General features: G+C 40.3%; 12 protein-coding genes, 6 tRNA genes and 2 rRNA genes. 3 read left to right on the top strand and 17 right to left on the bottom strand.

From position 1 onward, the window contains the following. Positions 1–143: 143 nt before the first annotated feature. Together ltrA and glmS are read right to left on the bottom strand one after the other, a co-directional pair. Positions 144–1,916 (bottom strand): group II intron reverse transcriptase/maturase, encoded by a 1,773-nt coding sequence (gene ltrA / locus ABE34_RS14025; RefSeq protein ID WP_197139928.1) that lies wholly within the window; start codon positions 1,914–1,916, stop codon positions 144–146. 985 nt (positions 1,917–2,901) lie between these two features. Next, complete coding sequence (gene glmS / locus ABE34_RS14020) at positions 2,902–4,704, bottom strand: glutamine--fructose-6-phosphate transaminase (isomerizing) (protein WP_197143167.1); 1,803 nt, start codon at positions 4,702–4,704, stop codon at positions 2,902–2,904. Positions 4,705–5,446: 742 nt separating this feature from the next. Here glmS and ABE34_RS14015 point away from each other — a divergent pair. Beyond that, positions 5,447–5,788: a PadR family transcriptional regulator gene (locus ABE34_RS14015; protein ID WP_197143166.1), complete on the top strand. Its 342-nt coding sequence runs from the start codon at positions 5,447–5,449 to the stop codon at positions 5,786–5,788. Continuing rightward, a complete protein-coding gene (locus tag ABE34_RS14010) occupies positions 5,778–6,350 on the top strand; it encodes a hypothetical protein (protein WP_241747078.1) in 573 nt (190 codons plus the stop codon). The genes ABE34_RS14015 and ABE34_RS14010 overlap by 11 nt, the downstream gene beginning before the upstream one ends. 58 nt (positions 6,351–6,408) lie before the next feature. Here the strand turns inward: ABE34_RS14010 and ABE34_RS14005 are convergent, their stop codons facing one another. The 13 genes from ABE34_RS14005 to ABE34_RS13945 form a co-directional block, all read right to left on the bottom strand. After that, positions 6,409–6,930, bottom strand: coding sequence for a type 1 glutamine amidotransferase domain-containing protein (locus tag ABE34_RS14005; protein WP_197143164.1), 522 nt, complete (start codon positions 6,928–6,930; stop codon positions 6,409–6,411). 307 nt (positions 6,931–7,237) lie between these two features. After that, the gene (gene glmM / locus ABE34_RS14000) at positions 7,238–8,590 is read right to left on the bottom strand and encodes a phosphoglucosamine mutase (protein ID WP_197143163.1); all 1,353 of its coding nucleotides are present in this window, start codon (positions 8,588–8,590) and stop codon (positions 7,238–7,240) included. Positions 8,591–8,880: 290 nt separating this feature from the next. Next, positions 8,881–9,987 carry a CdaR family protein gene (locus ABE34_RS13995; protein ID WP_197143162.1) on the bottom strand — a complete coding sequence of 369 codons (1,107 nt, stop codon included), beginning with the start codon at positions 9,985–9,987 and terminating at the stop codon, positions 8,881–8,883. Continuing rightward, positions 9,980–10,816 carry a diadenylate cyclase CdaA gene (gene cdaA / locus ABE34_RS13990; protein WP_197143161.1) on the bottom strand — a complete coding sequence of 279 codons (837 nt, stop codon included), beginning with the start codon at positions 10,814–10,816 and terminating at the stop codon, positions 9,980–9,982. The genes ABE34_RS13995 and cdaA overlap by 8 nt, the downstream gene beginning before the upstream one ends. A gap of 149 nt (positions 10,817–10,965) precedes the next feature. Beyond that, positions 10,966–11,592, bottom strand: coding sequence for an anti-sigma factor family protein (locus ABE34_RS13985; RefSeq protein ID WP_197143160.1), 627 nt, complete (start codon positions 11,590–11,592; stop codon positions 10,966–10,968). Between the two features lie 13 nt (positions 11,593–11,605). Further along, positions 11,606–12,169: an RNA polymerase sigma factor SigW gene (gene sigW, locus ABE34_RS13980; protein WP_197143159.1), complete on the bottom strand. Its 564-nt coding sequence runs from the start codon at positions 12,167–12,169 to the stop codon at positions 11,606–11,608. A 133-nt stretch (positions 12,170–12,302) separates the two neighbouring features. Beyond that, positions 12,303–13,208, bottom strand: coding sequence for an arginase (gene rocF, locus ABE34_RS13975; RefSeq protein WP_197143158.1), 906 nt, complete (start codon positions 13,206–13,208; stop codon positions 12,303–12,305). 219 nt (positions 13,209–13,427) lie between these two features. Next, positions 13,428–13,500, bottom strand: a tRNA-Lys gene (locus tag ABE34_RS13970). A 13-nt stretch (positions 13,501–13,513) separates the two neighbouring features. Further along, positions 13,514–13,588 (bottom strand) — tRNA-Gln (locus ABE34_RS13965). Between the two features lie 16 nt (positions 13,589–13,604). Continuing rightward, positions 13,605–13,688: transfer RNA gene (locus tag ABE34_RS13960), tRNA-Tyr, on the bottom strand. Between the two features lie 14 nt (positions 13,689–13,702). Beyond that, positions 13,703–13,778 (bottom strand) — tRNA-Val (locus ABE34_RS13955). 73 nt (positions 13,779–13,851) lie between these two features. Continuing rightward, positions 13,852–13,926, bottom strand: a tRNA-Glu gene (locus ABE34_RS13950). Between the two features lie 127 nt (positions 13,927–14,053). Beyond that, positions 14,054–14,130, bottom strand: a tRNA-Asn gene (locus tag ABE34_RS13945). Between the two features lie 269 nt (positions 14,131–14,399). Here ABE34_RS13945 and mbcS point away from each other — a divergent pair. Further along, positions 14,400–15,977, top strand: coding sequence for an acyl-CoA synthetase MbcS (gene mbcS, locus ABE34_RS13940; protein ID WP_197143157.1), 1,578 nt, complete (start codon positions 14,400–14,402; stop codon positions 15,975–15,977). A 125-nt stretch (positions 15,978–16,102) separates the two neighbouring features. Here the strand turns inward: mbcS and rrf are convergent. Next, positions 16,103–16,218: ribosomal RNA gene (rrf, locus tag ABE34_RS13935) — 5S ribosomal RNA — on the bottom strand. A gap of 64 nt (positions 16,219–16,282) precedes the next feature. Continuing rightward, positions 16,283–18,759: ribosomal RNA gene (locus ABE34_RS13930) — 23S ribosomal RNA — on the bottom strand; the annotation flags it as partial.

Genomic DNA, 18,759 nt, shown 5'->3' with positions numbered 1-18,759 from the left:
ATACAGATAGGTAAGCCTTTGAAGTTATCGCTGGCTTTTCCCCCTGTTCACACCGTACGTGCGACTTTCACCGCATACGGCGTTCCAACTAATCCAATTTATTCTTTCTATGTTTTAAGCAGCCGAGTGAAGATTTTCCAAAGTTAGATTATTTCATTGTTACATTTCAGTCGTAAGTTATTTACTTTTTCTAATTGCTTATTTGTAAGCTTTACAGCTTTTAGGAACTTTTCAATTTTTACTTTGTCTTTCAAATGTATAAGTTGATGTATAGCCTTATTCAAAACTATTAAATTTGAGTAGCTATCATCTTTTGAAATGTGAAAAGGATTAATATGATGACAATGCCAGTCGATAATACCTAATTCTTCACCTAAAATTGCACATTTGCCATACTGGGCAATAAACTTACTTATTCTGTTGTCGTTATATTCAATAGATCTGTTTGGAATGTAGTTTCTCATGACGTAAGAAAGCGTATTTTTATTGATAGCCTTTAGGCTATTGTGAATTTTTGCTCTGCCTTCGGCAGTATAGTTACATATCACTTGGGAGAAACCAAGTGTTTTTCTCCATCGTTGCGCATGGATGGGGACAAAGACCATATTTTGTATTTTAAATAGTTTGGACTTATATCCTTTGTATCGCTTCTGTAATGTCTTTGACATCTCATGAAAACTTGCCTCTGTTCGAATATTCTTTAGTTGATTGTATAACGTCTTGCGTAGATATAGATTTAACTCATTCAAGTTAATTGTAATTTGAGTTGCAGCTGAGTAATAGTTTTGGATACCCATTACAACGGTATTAAAATTCCAAACGGTCTGAATGCAGGGTTTTCTCTTGATTACTTTTATCGCTTCTTTAATCTTTTGAAAGGCATTTGCTTTAGCCTTTTTTGACATATCAGACTTTGCTACGAAACCAAATCTGGTCTTACCTTTTCTTATGGCTTTTATTGTAAATCCTAGAAACTCTGAAGAGTTTTTCTTTAAGTTCACGACCTTTGATTTTTCTTCACTCGTCTCCAAGTGTAATCTCTTTTTCAAGAATTCTTTTAATGCATAATTTATTTTAATTGCCTGTGACCTTGTTCGGCACATCACCTTAAAATCATCCGCATAACGGACAATAAAACACTCTTTCAAACTCGATTTCTTTAATTGCTGATACTTACTACCATTAGTCGAATACGTATAATTGCTTTCAAATGTTTCCCATTGGTCACTAACCCACCAATCCAATTCATTTAACACAATGTTAGATAATAAAGGTGAAAGAATACCACCTTGCGGTGTTCCTTTTGTAGGAATACCTTCTCCTACAATCTCTGCTTTTAATAACCTAGATATAATAGAAAGAAGGGATTTATCCCTAATGCCTATTGACCACATTTGTTTTAAAAGTTTGCTATGATTTACATTATCGAAGAAACCTTTAATATCTACGTCAACACAATAATGTAGTCCAGATTGGTTAATGAGAAATTCAAGTCTAGCTTTGGCATGATGAGTGTTGCGATTTGGTCTAAAACCATAACTATGTTTATGGAATTTAGCTTCACAGATTGGCTCTAAAATTTGCAGTACACATTGTTGAAAAATTCTATCCCATATCGTCGGTATCCCTAAAGGTCTAGTTTTATCTACTCCTTTTGGAATGAAAACCCGTCTAACTGGTTGTGGTTCATACCATTTGAACATACCTTGAACTTTAGCTATTACATCTACAACTGGTAAATGCAGAATATCATTAATTGTTAATTTATCGATTCCCGCAGTTTTGCTACCTGTATTTCTTTTGATGTTTCGGTAGGCAAGACGTATATTATCCTTAGAACTCATTAATTCTGTTAAGTTATAGAAATGATGACCACAAACACTTTGAGCGTAGAGTGTATCAAAACAATCTTGCATACTATAATACTCATTGTGTCTCAGTTTCTTCCGTTTCAATAAGTCGGTGACTCCTTTTGGAGTTAAACCTCTATTAGTCTCACAAGAACCTTATTAATCGATAAAGAACTGCCTTACTTGGTTGAATAAATCTTTATTAGTCTAGTGGCTATCCCTCCATGTGGATTAGACACTTCATTGGTACTGTGCCACCACTTTCACTGATATAAAGGCAAGTTATACAGTAACTAGTATCATTATTGCTTTCCTTGTCAACGTTTCTTAGGGGAGTAAGCCCTCCACGTTATCAGCTTAAAACGTTGAATTATATCTATTATAGAATGAACTTAGGTGCTTCCTCTAAGCCTGTTAGATACATACGCCTGTAACGTATCATGGATTTTCATATTAGTTAGTCTTACTCACCCACATCTAACCTCACAATTTGGTGATATACACATTTCTATGTATCGCAGTTCTAGACCCGTACATTCAGAAGTTCGTCAGCTTAACCATTTCTTTTCGGTTTATTTGCATTCTCACCATATTCATTCAACTCAAGCATCATGAATTACACCACTCCCTCGAGTAGGCTTTCGTCAGCGGACCTGGTACGGTAATTTCTCACGCCTTTTCACCGAGCTTATAACACAATCATTCTTACTAAATCCAGTGCTATTCGACTAAGAGAGAACCCTTCCGAGCGTTACCTCATCATTTGATTCTTCGATATAACCCTTCAGTTCCGAAAGGAACTGTCTAGCCTTTACCTGAGTAATGTGACCATTCTCAATTTAAACTAGAAACATTTCGCACAACTATCCTGCACCGTTAGTTTAAGTACATTTCTTCACAATCTTTACAATCACATCAACACAAATATCCAATAAAAAAATCATCTAACCTCTAAGAAATATACAGAGGAGAGATGATTTTAATCAATCTTTATTATAAATAATCAATCTTTATTAAAAAGCTATACTAACAAGCCTGTAGCTACATAAAATTACTCAACCGTCACTGATTTAGCCAAGTTACGTGGTTTATCCACATCACAGCGGCGGTGTAGTGCTGCGTAATAGCTAATTAACTGTAATGGCACTACAGATACAAGTGGTGTTAGGTATTCATGAACTTGAGGGATTACTAAACGGTCCCCGTCTTCATCTACTCCAGCCATGGCAATAATGCATGGATATGCTCCACGTGCAGCTACCTCTTTAACATTACCACGGATATTTAATGAAACTGCTTCTTGTGTGACAAGGGCAAACACTGGTGTACCTTCTTCGATTAAGGCAATTGTTCCGTGTTTTAGCTCGCCACCTGCGAAGCCTTCTGCTTGAATGTAAGAGATTTCTTTTAGCTTCAAGGCACCCTCAAGGCTTACATAGAAGTCGATGTTACGACCGATGAAGAATGCGTTGCGTGCGATTTTTAAGTAGTCCTCTGCGATATCCTCTAATACATCTTTTGAATCGATAATTGTTTGGATACCATTTGCTGCAATCGCAAGTTCTTGTTTTAAATCGAATTCTAAGCCTTTGCCATTAGCTTTCGCCGTTACATATGCTGTTACAGCAAGTACAGCTACCTGTGCTACATATGCTTTTGTAGAAGCTACTGCAATTTCTGGGCCTGCATGTAATAAAAGCGTATGATCCGCCTCACGTGATAGTGTAGAGCCAGGTACATTTGTAATTGTTAATGTTGTATAACCAAGCTCTTTAATTTTCACAAGTACTTGGCGGCTATCTGCTGTTTCACCTGATTGTGTAATAAAAATAAACAATGGTTTTTCTGAAAGTAATGGCATATTGTAGCCAAATTCACTTGAAATATGAACTTCCACTGGAATACCAGCCATTTTTTCGAAATATTGCTTACCAATTAGACCTGCATGATAGCTTGTGCCGGCTGCAATAATATATAGACGGTCTGCTGCTCGTAATGCTTCTAAAATATTTGCGTCAATTGTTAAATCGCCATTCTCGCCTTCGTATGCTTGAATGATTTTACGAATAACTGTTGGCTGTTCATCCATTTCTTTTAACATATAGTGAGGGTACGTACCTTTTTCAATATCGCTCATATCAAGCTCTGCTTTGTATGGTGCGCGCTCTACTAATGAACCGTCTAATTTTGTAATTTCAACGCTAGCTTTGTGTACGATTACGACCTCTTTGTCGTGTAACTCTACATATTGATCTGTTACTTGTAGCATCGCCATTGCATCTGAAGCTACTACATTGAAGCCTTCACCAACACCTACTAAAAGTGGTGATTTGTTTTTCGCAACGAAAATTGTATCAGCCGCTTCTGCATCTAAAAGAGCTAATGCGTATGAGCCGTGTAATAAAGATAAAGTTTTACGGAACGCCTCAGTTGTACTTAAACCTTCTTTTACAAATAGCTCTACTAATTGCACGATGACTTCTGTGTCTGTATCAGATTTCATCGGGATACCTTTTAAATATGTTTTTTGTAATAAATGATAGTTTTCAATAACTCCGTTGTGTACTAAAGTAAAACGTCCTGATGCACTTTGATGAGGATGTGCATTCAGACGGTTTGGCACACCGTGAGTTGCCCAACGTGTATGACCAATACCAACTTTTGCAGCAACGTCCTCGTCTACTGCATCACGTAAATCAGCAATACGTCCTTTTTCTTTGAAGACTGTTACTCCATCTTCATTACGTACTGCAATACCTGCTGAGTCATAACCACGGTACTCTAGTTTCTCTAAACCTTTTAATAAGATTTCCTTTGCATCTGTTTCACCAATATATCCTACAATTCCACACATAAATTTCTTGTCCTCCGATATCGTCAATTTGACGCAATGACAAATTAGACCTCAACCTATCGAATTTTTTATGAATGTAAAAGCTATACTTATTTTTAAATAAAATAAGCGTAACTAATACATACATATTCTTAACACTCATTCAGCCATCTGAATAGTACCATTCGATACGTGAGATTATCTATTTATCTATTGCTTTAACTATACCTTCTCCATTTTCTGTACATTCAATCACTCAAATGTTTTCAAAATGAAAAGTGACAATCGGGTATGTCGATCGGGAGGCATCCGCCGAATTTTCGATAAACCTCCACCTCGTCTGCTGAAGTTAGCTTCGTCCAATTTCTTCAGCTCAGGCGCTATAATTGTTTTTCCGATTTTGCGCGTACTTCCCTCCTATGCGCTCTCGTTAAATGATAAGGTCGGACCTCATATTCAACTTCTCCATCATACTCAATCATATGCTATACGTCAAATTTTCGTTATAAAAAACACCTATTTATCCTACTTTTTAGTGACAAAGTGTAGACAAACAATCTGCTATAAAGCATTATCTTGAAATTCCTATTAAATATATGATGTTTTTTCCATTCCCTCTTGCTTGCCTAAACACAAAGCCGAATCTGGTCATAATTATGCCGAGGCATAATTAATTTCGTTTGACAAAACCACTACTTAGCAATACTATATACAGTACTTAGCAACACTTAGTACAGGTGAAGCTTAGCCTGGGGGTGAGATCATGGATAATCTGAGTGAAATGCTCAAAGGAGTTTTAGAAGGTATTGTATTAGAAATCATCAGCCGTGGTGAAATCTATGGTTATGAGATTGTCAAACATCTCACGCAAATGGGGTTTGAGGGCATAGCCGAAGGAACTGTTTATTCGTTACTTATGCGTTTGGAGAGAAACCGTCTTGTCAATATTGTCAAAAAGCCATCTGAAATGGGTCCACCAAGGAAATTTTATACGCTTAATGAACAAGGGCAAGAAAAATTAATGTCCTTCTGGGCTAAATGGGATTTTTTAAGTAGTCGTATTGAAATTTTAAGAAATAATGGAGGGAACAATCATGAGCTTTAGTCGTGAAATTCAAGAAAGAATTAATCGTTTTGCGAAAGAACAATCTCAGAACTATTTGCAAGACGCTGAAATGACCTATATGGAAAAGCTGCGCAAAAAAAGTGGGCAAACTAAACGTAAGATTGACAAGCAACTATCCAAGTTTAAAGGGCGTTCCGATCAAGGTCGAGAAGCACAGGACGACATGATGTTATATATGAGCGATTATATGAATGATTTAATGTCACAAGGTTTAACGGAGCAAGAAGCCTTTCATAAGGCAAGCGAGGAATTGAAATTTGCCAGTAAATCTGAGCAATCTGAGGATTTAAATGAACGTTTCCAGCAGTATTACGAAGATCGTGACCCTGCAGATTATGAGGCGATCGGGTTGTTTTATGGTGGTTTTCTATTTTTAGGATTGGGTATCGGCGGTTTAATCGGCTTTCTAACTGGCGGTGGCTATGAAGCTTTCTTGGACCGGGGCTGGATTAATACTGCAATCGGCGCTGGCGTTGGCATTATCATTGGTATCGGACTTGGACAAATTACCAATGCGATTATCGCGTTGAAAAAGAAGTAGGACTGTCCTAATTAAATTTAACATACAGGGCACAAGCATTTACTTGTGCCTTGTATGCTTAGCCTTCTTCACGCTCTAATAATTTCACAATTTCTCGATTAAACGCTGGTAGATCCTCCGGTGTACGACTTGTGACTAATTGTTTTTGGCAAACAAACACTTCCTCGTCATGAAATATTGCACCTGCATTTTCTAAGTCTACTCGAATGGATTTGTAACCAGTTGCGTCACGACCATTTAATGTTTTTGCTGTAATGAGTAATTGTGGTCCATGACAAATAGCAAAGGTTGGCTTCATTTCGTCCATAAACTCCTTTACAAATGCCACAACACGATCATCTACACGTAATATATCAGGAGAAAACCCACCTGGGATGAACAATGCATCAAATTCAGAAGCCGTTACCTCATCGATGCCTCTATCAATTTTTACTTTCTCTCCGTGCTTACCTTCTACCTCTATGCCCGCTGTCGTATCAATCGTTATTAGTTCATGACCTGCCGCTTCTAATGCTCCTTTAGGACTCGTGAATTCGGCGTCCTCGAACATATTAGTAATTACCGTAGCAATTTTAGCCATTGCAATACAACACTCCTTGTCATTGTGACTCTGTACTACTGTTCCCATTCTCTTTGAAAACATTCATTTCGTCGGGAGGCTCTTTCAATACTTGAAACACAAAATCGTTTTATCCGTCACTTTTCTAAGCCTAATAAAAAAACCCGACTTCCTTTGAAAAGGAAATCGAGTTGTTGATAAATTTCGCCTTGGCGTAATTCCGTCTGGATTTTAATTGTGCCTGCACAATTCAAAATCTGTGACATCCGCCGAAGACTTTAGCTTCATTCAGTGGGTGTTTATCACCTACTGAATGAAGCTAAACTATTTATTCCGTTAAGCCCATTTCAGTACGTACAACATCTGCTATACGCTCTACGTAACGCTCGCAGTCTTCTTCTGTCGCAGCTTCTACCATTACTCGTACAAGTGGCTCAGTACCAGAAGGACGCACTAGCACGCGACCGTTACCAGCCATACCTGCTTCTACCTCAGCGATTACTGCAGCAACTTTTGTATTTTCCGTCACAGCATGCTTGTCTGTTACACGTACGTTGACTAAACGCTGTGGGAAAATTTTCATTTCAGAAGCAAGCTCTGACAGTTTTTTACCTGTAGATTTCATAATGTTAACAAGCTGAATACCCGTTAATAAGCCATCACCAGTTGTATTATAGTCTAGGAAAACAATATGACCAGATTGTTCGCCACCTAAATTATAATCATTAGCACGCATTTCTTCTACGACATAACGATCACCTACAGCTGTTTGTACACTGTGCATATCGTTATCTTCAACAGCTTTGTAGAAGCCCATGTTACTCATAACCGTTGACACGATTGTTTGCTTTTTCAAGCGACCAACTGTATTTAAATGCTTACCAATGATGAACATAATTTGATCACCATCAACAATTTTACCGTTTTCATCTACTGCGATTAAACGGTCACCATCACCATCGAATGCTAAACCAACGTCAGCACTTTTTTCTGTGACAAATTTAGCTAATCCTTCTGGATGTGTTGAACCGACACCTTCATTAATATTTAAGCCTGTTGGTGAGGCACCCATCGTTGAGATATCCGCTTCTAAATCTGCAAATAGGTGAGTAGCTAGTGAAGACGTAGCGCCATGTGCACAATCTAATGCTACATGGATGCCCTCAAATTCTTCAGTCACTGTTTGCTTTAAATATTGAATATATTTTTGTCCACCCTCGAAGTAGTCACTAACTGAACCTAAATCTGCCCCAATTGGACGTGGCAATGTATCTTCTTGTGCGTCTAATATTGCTTCGATTTCGGCCTCTTGCGCATCTGTTAGTTTAAAACCATCAGGGCCGAAAAATTTAATACCATTATCAGCAACTGGGTTATGTGAAGCTGAAATCATAACGCCTGCATTTGCGCTCATAATTCGAGTAAGGTAAGCCACACCTGGTGTTGAAATAACACCAAGACGCATTACCTCCACGCCGATTGATAAAAGACCAGCTACAAGTGCACCTTCAAGCATTTCACCTGAAATGCGTGTGTCACGACCGATTAAAACCTTTGGACGGTCCGTTGCATCCTTCGTTAAAACGTAGCCACCTACGCGGCCAAGCTTAAATGCAAACTCCGGTGTTAATTCACTATTCGCGACGCCACGGACGCCATCTGTTCCAAAATATTTACCCATTTTGATTATTCTCTCCTTCAATGCAAGACGGTGGTCACGCTTGTCTACACTGACAACTAGATCACTCGTCTGCTTACTTTTGGAAAAGTCTATTTTCGTTCATTTTCTGGTAACTATGCATTTTACCCTTACGCCCATTTATTCGGAATCAGCGAAGATAATTGAGCATACGGTATTTTGATTTTAGCCCGAGCAACCTTTTTCGTTCATGTTTCAAACCGAAAATGACACCCTACCGATAGAGAACGAAATCTCTACTGAATCAAAATAAAATTATAGTCAGTTATTGTTTAAGAATCAACATCTTCTGTTTTTTCTGTTGGTGGCGTGTTGTCCTCAGAAGGAGTGTCCGGTTCCTCCTTATTAGGTGGTGGAGTAGGTGTAGGTGTAGGCGGTGGAGTAGGTGTAGGATCAGGAGGGTTAGTAGTTGTTGTTGTCGTTGTTGTTTTCTCCTGCTCTACCTTCGTAACGTCCGCTTTCACTTTAATCCTTGATTCAGATATTTTTGTCACACCTTCTGGTAATTTCACATCAAATTCATAAGTTTTTGATTCTGTAATCTTTGATAAGTCAACCTCTATTGGTATGACAGTTAAACTATCTAGGATAGATTTCCTACCGTATACCCTCACCATTGTAGGGCTAAATGTTAATTGGTTAACAGAAATACCATTTGCCACTTTCCCTACTTCCTTAAGCACTAAAGGCAACTCCCTGCTGTATGCTCCAATATCTACTTGTACCTTCACAGTTGCTGGTTCAATCGTAACGTCTAGCTTATTTAAATCACGATCTAGTACTTGAACTGCTGCTACCTGTGAGAACGATTCTTTCAAGCCTTGTTCACCCGTTACAGTAGCTTTTACATAGCTAATTCTTTCAATTGCACTTTTGGCACCTGTAACATACACCGTAGCTGGATTAGCAGTCATACTATTTAAAATATACCCTTCTTCAAGTAAACGATTACTCATCTCAGGGTCAACTCGAAACTCCTGTGTTACTTTTTCCTCAATATTGACCTTAATAGTCTCAGGGTCAAATGTAACTTGCAACTTATCAGAAATGTTTTGGTATTGTAGGTTAACTTTATGTTCACCTATAAGTAATTTACTCAAATCCACAAATACAGAAAAATCCTTCGTTGCCTTTGTTTTCATTACAAGTGGCATCGGACCTTTTATCGTAACATCCACCGTCTTAGGTATACCTGTAACAATGAGGTTCTTATCATCATAAAACACATCTACAGGTACTTCTCGAATTACCTCTGTTTGCTCGCTCGATATTGTTTTACTTTTAGGAGATAATTCGGTACGAACGGAGAAAAATAACAAAAAGGCTAAAAATAGTGCGACGATTCGTAACACCCAAGGGCTATCCATCATTTTATCCATTCTTTTTCCCCCTCCAAGTTAACTTAGAGGCTGCATTTGACTCCTGTGCTAATCCGAACCACATTTTACGTAACAGTCCTTCGAATTCCTCTAGAGAAAGATTTCGATGTAGATTACCATTCATTGTAAGACTAATGGCACCGGTTTCTTCTGATACGACAATAGTTATGGCATCTGTCACTTCACTTAAGCCGAGTGCAGCTCGGTGGCGTGTCCCAAGCTCTTTAGAGATAAATGGACTCTCAGAAAGTGGTAAATAACAAGCTGCTGCCGATATTTTATCTTTCTGCATAATCACTGCTCCATCATGAAGCGGTGTATTAGGTATAAAAATGTTAATAAGTAACTCCGATGAAATTTCGGAATTTAGTCCTATGCCCGTTTCGATATATTCATTTAGACCAGTTTCTTTTTCAATAGAAATTAACGCCCCTATACGACGTTTGGCCATATAACTAACAGATTTCTTCATCGCCTCAATAAGCCTTGTTTGTTCTTCCTCAACTTGATTAATTGAACGTTGGAATAACTTCCCTCTACCAATTTGTTCAAGACCGCGTCTTATTTCAGGTTGGAAAATGATAATAACCGCCAAGAAACCGAAATCGATAACTTGTTGTAACATCCACCCTAACGTTTCTAACCCCAAAAATTCTGTAGCAAGGCGCGCAATAATAATTACGAATATTCCTTTTAATAATTGGACAGCCTTCGTACCTTTAATGAGGGTTAAAATTTTATAAATAACGTACCATACGAGCAGTACATCTAATAAGTTAATAACAATATTCACAGGTGTTAAATTAGCGAAATGTTCGATAATTTGCACGTGGCATCCCCCACTTTTCATTGCGAATCCATACACATTTAAGTATAGCACATTCTTAACAAATGTAACTTTTTTCAAATAAAAAGTCTACTCAAAAGAGTAGACCTTTCAGCCTCTCACGTGCACTATCTATTAGGACGTATAGAGTGTTATTTAGTTGCTTGGTTCTCCTCGAATGTTACAGCAGACTTTACCGAACTTTTAATCGTATACCAAAGCCATTCAAATACTTCGTCAATTTCTTCTATTTTTCCTGAAACAACTGCCGAAGATGCCATATACTGTCCGTTAATAACGGTAACATTGCCATCCACTTCACCTTCAACAATTAAATCACCATTTTTAACAACAATGTCGCCTCTTACAACTTCTCCCTCCGGTACAATGACCGTTTGACCTTCAACAACAAGGTTTGGCTGTTTAGTCACAGAGAAATGTTGATCATCCATGAAACTACCTAGTAAAGTTGCACTCATGAATAAACAAAAAACTGCTGCTGCCACAAAGAATGGATGCCGGCGAATCCATTTTTGCATGCCTACACGACTTTTGGGTTTCGGTAAACGAGCCATGACGGCTTCTTCAAAATGCGGAGGTGCTGTAATGTGGGAAGCACTCTTCACAAAGGCGATTGTTTCACTTAATTCCTGCATCAATAGTTTACAATCATTGCATGTATGCAAATGGCGTTTCAACTCTTGCTCATGCTCACGACTAATGTCACCATCTAAATAATCATGGATATAGTCTATAATATGCTCTGGACAAGTATTCATGACGCTCCCCCTCCTACAGATTGTTTAATTGCTTACGTAATGCTTCACGTCCGCGGTGAATCCTCGTTTTCACCGTTCCAAGAGGCATATCTAAAATCTCGCTAATTTCCTGTAATGATAATTCTTCAATATATTTCAATACTATAACTGAACGGTATTTATCCGGCAAACGTCCAATCTCATATTGAATGCGATCTTGCAGTTCCATTTGCTCGATCTGTTCCTCTGGTAGCTGGTCATCTGCTGCGATCTGCGAATACATATCAAGCCCTTCTGTACCAGCTACTTCCGCATCTAAATAGTAATCCGGCTTTTTCTTCCGGATTCGGTCTATACAAAGGTTTGTCGCTATGCGATAAAGCCACGTCGAAAATTTTCTTTTCTGATCAAAAGTATGCAAATTCATATAAGCACGAACAAACGCTTCTTGTGTAATATCTTCAGATTCTTGCTTGTTCCCTAACATCCTATAGCATACTTGGTACAGTTTGTGCTGATAGAGACTCACAATATCTGCAAATGCGTTTTGATCGCCTTTAAGCACTTGTTTTATTCTCTTGTTTACTAACGCATCCATTGTGTTGATTTCTCCACCTTTACAACTGTCTTATACTATACGACCCATCGATAAGAAAAGTTTCATTTTATTATTAATTATAGCAAAAGATTTTTATACATTGTGGCAATAGGCAATTTTTTGTCAAATATCTTTAAACTAAGGTTTCACCAAATAAGGAACCCATCAATGCTACTGCAACATCAGCAGTTCTGTTCTTTTCATCTAATATCGGATTAACCTCAACAAATTCAGCAGATGTTAACATACCCGATTCTTGAAGCATTTCCATCGCCAAATGGCTTTCTCGATACGTAATCCCACCAGGTACAGGCGTCCCAACCCCAGGAGTATAAAGTGGATCTAACCCATCTAAATCAAGTGATAAATGCAAGCCATCTATATCACGCGCTCTTAAATAGGAAAGCGCATCTTCCATTACACGCGTCATTCCGAGACGATCTACCTCATGCATTGTATACACCTTGATTCCTTGCTGACTAATTAATTCACGTTCTCCTGGATCTACGGAACGTGCTCCAATAATAATGACGTTTTCAGGTTTAATTTTTGGTATATTATTACGAATTTTCACTAAGCGTTCATGACCAAGCCCAATGCTAACAGCTAACGGCATGCCATGTATATTACCAGAAGGTGTCGTTTCAGGCGTGTTAAGGTCAGCATGCGCATCAAACCAAATAACACCTAAATTTTTATAATGCTCACCAAGCCCAGCGAGTGTACCTATAGCAATGCTATGGTCGCCACCAAGTACAAGTGGAAACTCCTTTTGTTCCAACGCCTTACTCACACTATTAGCCAAAGATGTACTCACATCAATAACTTCCTCTAAATTTAATAGCTGTTTATCAACAATTGTACTTTCTTGTTTTTGACTAACACGTATATCCCCTTGATCATATACTACATGCCCAACTGCCTCTAAGCGCTCTACAACACCTGCGTAACGGATGGCACTCGGACCCATATCTACCCCTCTACGAGTTTGCCCATAATCTGTCGGCACTCCAATAATAGAAATATTTAGTTTATTCATTTTTTTATACCCCCTTTAACTTGTAAGTCTATTGTATAGCCTATATCCTACATGGCTCAACCTAACAATTGCATGAATATTTATACAATTAATTATGCTTCGGCGTCTAGTATCAGTAAGGAGTTAAAAAGAGCATAAAAAAATCTCCTGCTGTTTTCAGCAAGAGATTAGTATCTGTAGTTAATGTTACACTTTTGAATACGTTTTATTCTATAAAAGTGAGCCATGAAGGACTCGAACCTTCGACCCTCTGATTAAAAGTCAGATGCTCTACCAACTGAGCTAATGGCTCAAAAGAATATAAATGGCTGGGGTACTAGGATTCGAACCTAGGCATGACGGAATCAAAATCCGTTGCCTTACCGCTTGGCTATACCCCAATCATATATAAAAAACTGGTGGAGGGGGACGGATTCGAACCGCCGAACCCTAAGGAGCGGATTTACAGTCCGCCGCGTTTAGCCACTTCGCTACCCCTCCGAAATAACACATTATGGTGGAGGATGACGGGCTCGAACCGCCGACCCTCTGCTTGTAAGGCAGATGCTCTCCCAGCTGAGCTAATCCTCCATAGAATCAGGTGTTTATTTCTTCACAGTTAATTTTCTTTTTTAGCCTTCGCATTACTACAAAGCTTTGAAAATGGTGACCCCTACGGGATTCGAACCCGTGTTACCGCCGTGAAAGGGCGGTGTCTTAACCACTTGACCAAGGGGCCATTTCAGATGTCTCGAACAAGACAATAATTATAATAACATTTTCTCACGTTCGATGCAATACTTTTTTAAAATTTTTTGTGCTTTTTTATATGTATAACATCATCATTATATAAATGGGCAAAAAAATGGCTCCGAAGGCAGGACTCGAACCTGCGACAACCTGATTAACAGTCAGGTGCTACTACCAACTGAGCTACTTCGGAACAATACTATTCAATTCGGTTTTTAAAAACCTCCCAAGTACATTTATTATTATATCAAGCATTATAAATTATGCAATACTTATTGTGAAAATTTTTATATTTTTTGTCGAAGCATTCCTGCACATTAACTAAAATCCTAATAGTTCTCTATTAAATCTAATATTTCTATTTTATGTACAGAATATTCTTGCTGTATATTATTGTAATTGATAAAATAAAGTTAGTTTTACGAATTTTCTATTAAATTTGTTTGGGGGAGGAATGTTCACATGGTAACAAACGATTTAATTGCACCAGAATTCTATAACATTACAGAGGAATTGGAGAAATTTTCTCAAGATAGTGATCGACTAGCAATACGATGGCTAAATCCTCAACAGGAGCGACGAACGGTTTCCTATGTTGAACTTGTTCAAAAAATGAATCAATACGCGAATGTCTTAACGAAGAAGGGGCTTCAAAAAGGTGATCGCGTATTAGTTATTATTCCACGTCTGCCTGAAGCTTATTTTGTCTTTCTTGGATGTCTAAAGGCTGGAATTGTTCCTATTTCATGCTCAGAAATGTTACGTGCAAGTGATTTAGAATATCGTATGGAGCACTCTTCTGCAAAGGCAGTGATTGCCTATGAAGTGTTCACTAGTGAAGTAGATCGTATTACTTCTTCAGTAGACGCTTTAAATAATAAATTAGTTATAGGTTCTGCTACAGGTGATTGGACATCTTTAAATGAATTGGCTAGTGCACAGCCAGATACATTTAAAGCAGCTGCAACGAAAAGAGATGATATGGCATTTCTTTCTTATACATCAGGCACGACTGGTAAACCAAAAGGAGCTGTTCATTCGCACGGTTGGGGATATGCGCATATTAGAACAGCGGCTTCAGGGTGGCTTGGTGTACGTGAAGGTGATCTAGTTTGGGCTACGGCAGCTCCAGGGTGGCAAAAATGGATTTGGAGTCCATTTTTATCGACTATTATGCTGGGCGCGACTGCATTTGTATACCATGGAGGATTTGATGCAAAAACATACCTTCAACTGCTTCAGGATGAGAAAGTCAATGTATTATGCTGTACTCCAACAGAATATCGCATTATGGCGAAGCTTGATAATTTAAAAGACTATAATCTATCATCACTACGTAGCGCTGTTTCTGCTGGTGAGCCGTTAAATCGACCAGTGATCGAAACATTTATGAACAACTTTGGTCTTAAAGTGCGCGATGGCTATGGCCAAACGGAAAATACTTTATTAATAGGCACGCTCGAAAATTCTGAATTACGTCCTGGTTCAATGGGTGTTCCTACTCCAGGCAATATTGTTCGTATCATTGATCATGAGGGTAACGAGGCACCAATTGGCGAAGTTGGAGATATTGCAGTACATAAATCATCTCCTGCTCTATTTAAAGAGTACTATCGTGAGCCTGAACGTACACAAGCTGCCTTCCGTGGAGATTGGTATATTACTGGTGACCAAGCTAAATGCGATGAAGACGGCTACTTCTGGTTTGAAGGCCGAGGAGATGACATCATTATTTCATCAGGCTATACAATTGGGCCATTTGAGGTAGAGGATGCTTTAAATAAACATGAAGCTGTACAAGAATGTGCTGTAGTCGCAGCACCAGATGAAATTAGAGGACATATTGTTAAAGCCTTTGTCATCTTACGAGAAGGCTTCAGAGATCGTGATGAGGACGAGTTAACAAAAGAACTACAGGAGCATGTTAAAGCATTAACAGCACCTTATAAATATCCTCGAAGCATTGTCTTTATCGATGAGCTACCAAAGACAACTTCTGGAAAGATTCGTCGTATAGAGCTACGAGCAGCAACTGTATAAAATAAAGAAAGGAGGTATTTCTACCAAGTGATTGGTGAAATGCCTCCTTTATATATTGCTTTTATTTAATATTCTTCTGGATATAAAAAAAGCCACTACTGAGATTATCAGCAACGACTTTTTGCGCCTAGCGACGTCCTACTCTCACAGGGGGAAGCCCCCAACTACCATCGGCGCTAAAGAGCTTAACTTCCGTGTTCGGTATGGGAACGGGTGTGACCTCTTTGCCATCATCACTAGACATATGAAAGAATTAATTATTCTTTCAAAACTGGATAAACGGTGCATTGAATGTTTCAAACATTTTGGTTAAGTCCTCGATCGATTAGTATTCGTCAGCTCCATGTGTCACCACACTTCCACCTCGAACCTATCTACCTCATCGTCTTTGAGGGATCTTACTTACTTGCGTAATGGGAAATCTCATCTTGAGGGGGGCTTCATGCTTAGATGCTTTCAGCACTTATCCCGTCCACACATAGCTACCCAGCGATGCCTTTGGCAAGACAACTGGTACACCAGCGGTGTGTCCATCCCGGTCCTCTCGTACTAAGGACAGCTCCTCTCAAATTTCCTACGCCCACGACGGATAGGGACCGAACTGTCTCACGACGTTCTGAACCCAGCTCGCGTACCGCTTTAATGGGCGAACAGCCCAACCCTTGGGACCGACTACAGCCCCAGGATGCGATGAGCCGACATCGAGGTGCCAAACCTCCCCGTCGATGTGGACTCTTGGGGGAGATAAGCCTGTTATCCCCGGGGTAGCTTTTATCCGTTGAGCGATGGCCCTTCCATGCGGAACCACCGGATCACTAAGCCCGTCTTTCGACCCTGCTCGACTTGTAGGTCTCGCAGTCAAGCTCCCTTGTGCCTTTACACTCTACGAATGATTTCCAACCATTCTGAGGGAACCTTTGGGCGCCTCCGTTACCTTTTAGGAGGCGACCGCCCCAGTCAAACTGTCCGCCTGACACTGTCTCCTGCCCCGCTAAGGGGCATGGGTTAGAATTTCAATACAACCAGGGTAGTATCCCACCGACGCCTCCTTCGAAGCTGGCGCTCCGAGATCTCTGGCTCCTACCTATCCTGTACAAGTTGTACCAAAATTCAATATCAGGCTACAGTAAAGCTCCACGGGGTCTTTCCGTCCTGTCGCGGGTAACCTGCATCTTCACAGGTACTATAATTTCACCGAGTCTCTCGTTGAGACAGTGCCCAGATCGTTACGCCTTTCGTGCGGGTCGGAACTTACCCGACAAGGAATTTCGCTACCTTAGGACCGTTATAGTTACGGCCGCCGTTTACTGGGGCTTCAATTCGCAGCTTCGCTTGCGCTAACCACTCCTCTTAACCTTCCAGCACCGGGCAGGCGTCAGCCCCTATACGTCACCTTACGGTTTTGCAGAGACCTGTGTTTTTGCTAAACAGTCGCCTGGGCCTATTCACTGCGGCTCTCATGCGCTTGCACGCTCAAGAGCACCCCTTCTCCCGAAGTTACGGGGTCATTTTGCCGAGTTCCTTAACGAGAGTTCTCTCGCACACCTTAGGATTCTCTCCTCGACTACCTGTGTCGGTTTGCGGTACGGGCACCTCTCACCTCGATAGAGGCTTTTCTTGGCAGTGTGAAATCAGGAACTTCGTCCATACGGACTCGCCATCACAGCTCAACGTTACAGTGTGCGGATTTGCCTACACACACGCCTTACTGCTTGGACGCGCATAACCAACAGCGCGCTTACCCTATCCTACTGCGTCCCCCCATTTCTCAAACGGTGAGGAGGTGGTACAGGAATATCAACCTGTTGTCCATCGCCTACGCCTATCGGCCTCGGCTTAGGTCCCGACTAACCCTGAGCGGACGAGCCTTCCTCAGGAAACCTTAGTCATACGGTGGACGGGATTCTCACCCGTCTTTCGCTACTCATACCGGCATTCTCACTTCTAAGCGCTCCACCAGTCCTTCCGATCTGACTTCAACGCACTTAGAACGCTCTCCTACCACTGACATCGTAGATGTCAATCCACAGCTTCGGTGAATCGTTTAGCCCCGATACATTTTCGGCGCAGCGTCACTCGACCAGTGAGCTATTACGCACTCTTTAAATGATGGCTGCTTCTAAGCCAACATCCTGGTTGTCTGTGCAACGCCACATCCTTTTCCACTTAACGATTACTTTGGGACCTTAGCTGGTGGTCTGGGCTGTTTCCCTTTTGACTACGGATCTTATCACTCGCAGTCTGACTCCCGTGTATAAATATCTGGCATTCGGAGTTTGTCTGAATTCGGTAAACCGGGATGGCCCCCTAGTCCAAACAGTGCTCTACCTCCAGTATTCTCATCACGAGGCTAGCCCTAAAGCTATTTCGGAGAGAACCAGCTATCTCCAAGTTCGATTGGAATTTCTCCGCTACCCACACCTCATCCCCGCACTTTTCAACGTGCGTGGGTTCGGGCCTCCAGTAAGTGTTACCTCACCTTCACCCTGGACATGGGTAGATCACCTGGTTTCGGGTCTACGACCACGTACTAATTCGCCCTATTCAGACTCGCTTTCGCTGCGGCTCCGCCTTCTAAAGCTTAACCTCGCACGTAATCGTAACTCGCCGGTTCATTCTACAAAAGGCACGCTATCACCCATTAACGGGCTCTAACTACTTGTAGGCACACGGTTTCAGGATCTCTTTCACTCCCCTTCCGGGGTGCTTTTCACCTTTCCCTCACGGTACTGGTTCACTATCGGTCACTAGGTAGTATTTAGCCTTGGGAGATGGTCCTCCC

Source organism: Lysinibacillus sphaericus (genome assembly GCF_015844675.1).
In the GTDB taxonomy this organism is placed as follows: domain Bacteria; phylum Bacillota; class Bacilli; order Bacillales_A; family Planococcaceae; genus Lysinibacillus; species Lysinibacillus sphaericus_E.
This window is presented reverse-complemented; position numbering and strand designations above follow the sequence as displayed.

Excerpts from the sequence above, each read along its gene's own strand:
- ABE34_RS13985 (WP_197143160.1), bottom strand. The coding sequence starts at position 11,592 with ATGAATACTTGTCCAGAGCATATTATAGACTATATCCATGATTATTTA.
- ABE34_RS14010 (WP_241747078.1), top strand. The coding sequence starts at position 5,778 with ATGAGCTTTAGTCGTGAAATTCAAGAAAGAATTAATCGTTTTGCGAAA.
- ltrA (WP_197139928.1), bottom strand. The coding sequence starts at position 1,916 with ATGCAAGATTGTTTTGATACACTCTACGCTCAAAGTGTTTGTGGTCAT.
- glmS (WP_197143167.1), bottom strand. The coding sequence starts at position 4,704 with ATGTGTGGAATTGTAGGATATATTGGTGAAACAGATGCAAAGGAAATC.
- rocF (WP_197143158.1), bottom strand. The coding sequence starts at position 13,208 with ATGAATAAACTAAATATTTCTATTATTGGAGTGCCGACAGATTATGGG.
- ABE34_RS13995 (WP_197143162.1), bottom strand. The coding sequence starts at position 9,987 with ATGGATAAAATGATGGATAGCCCTTGGGTGTTACGAATCGTCGCACTA.
- glmM (WP_197143163.1), bottom strand. The coding sequence starts at position 8,590 with ATGGGTAAATATTTTGGAACAGATGGCGTCCGTGGCGTCGCGAATAGT.
- ABE34_RS14015 (WP_197143166.1), top strand. The coding sequence starts at position 5,447 with ATGGATAATCTGAGTGAAATGCTCAAAGGAGTTTTAGAAGGTATTGTA.
- ABE34_RS14005 (WP_197143164.1), bottom strand. The coding sequence starts at position 6,930 with ATGGCTAAAATTGCTACGGTAATTACTAATATGTTCGAGGACGCCGAA.
- sigW (WP_197143159.1), bottom strand. The coding sequence starts at position 12,169 with ATGGATGCGTTAGTAAACAAGAGAATAAAACAAGTGCTTAAAGGCGAT.
- mbcS (WP_197143157.1), top strand. The coding sequence starts at position 14,400 with ATGGTAACAAACGATTTAATTGCACCAGAATTCTATAACATTACAGAG.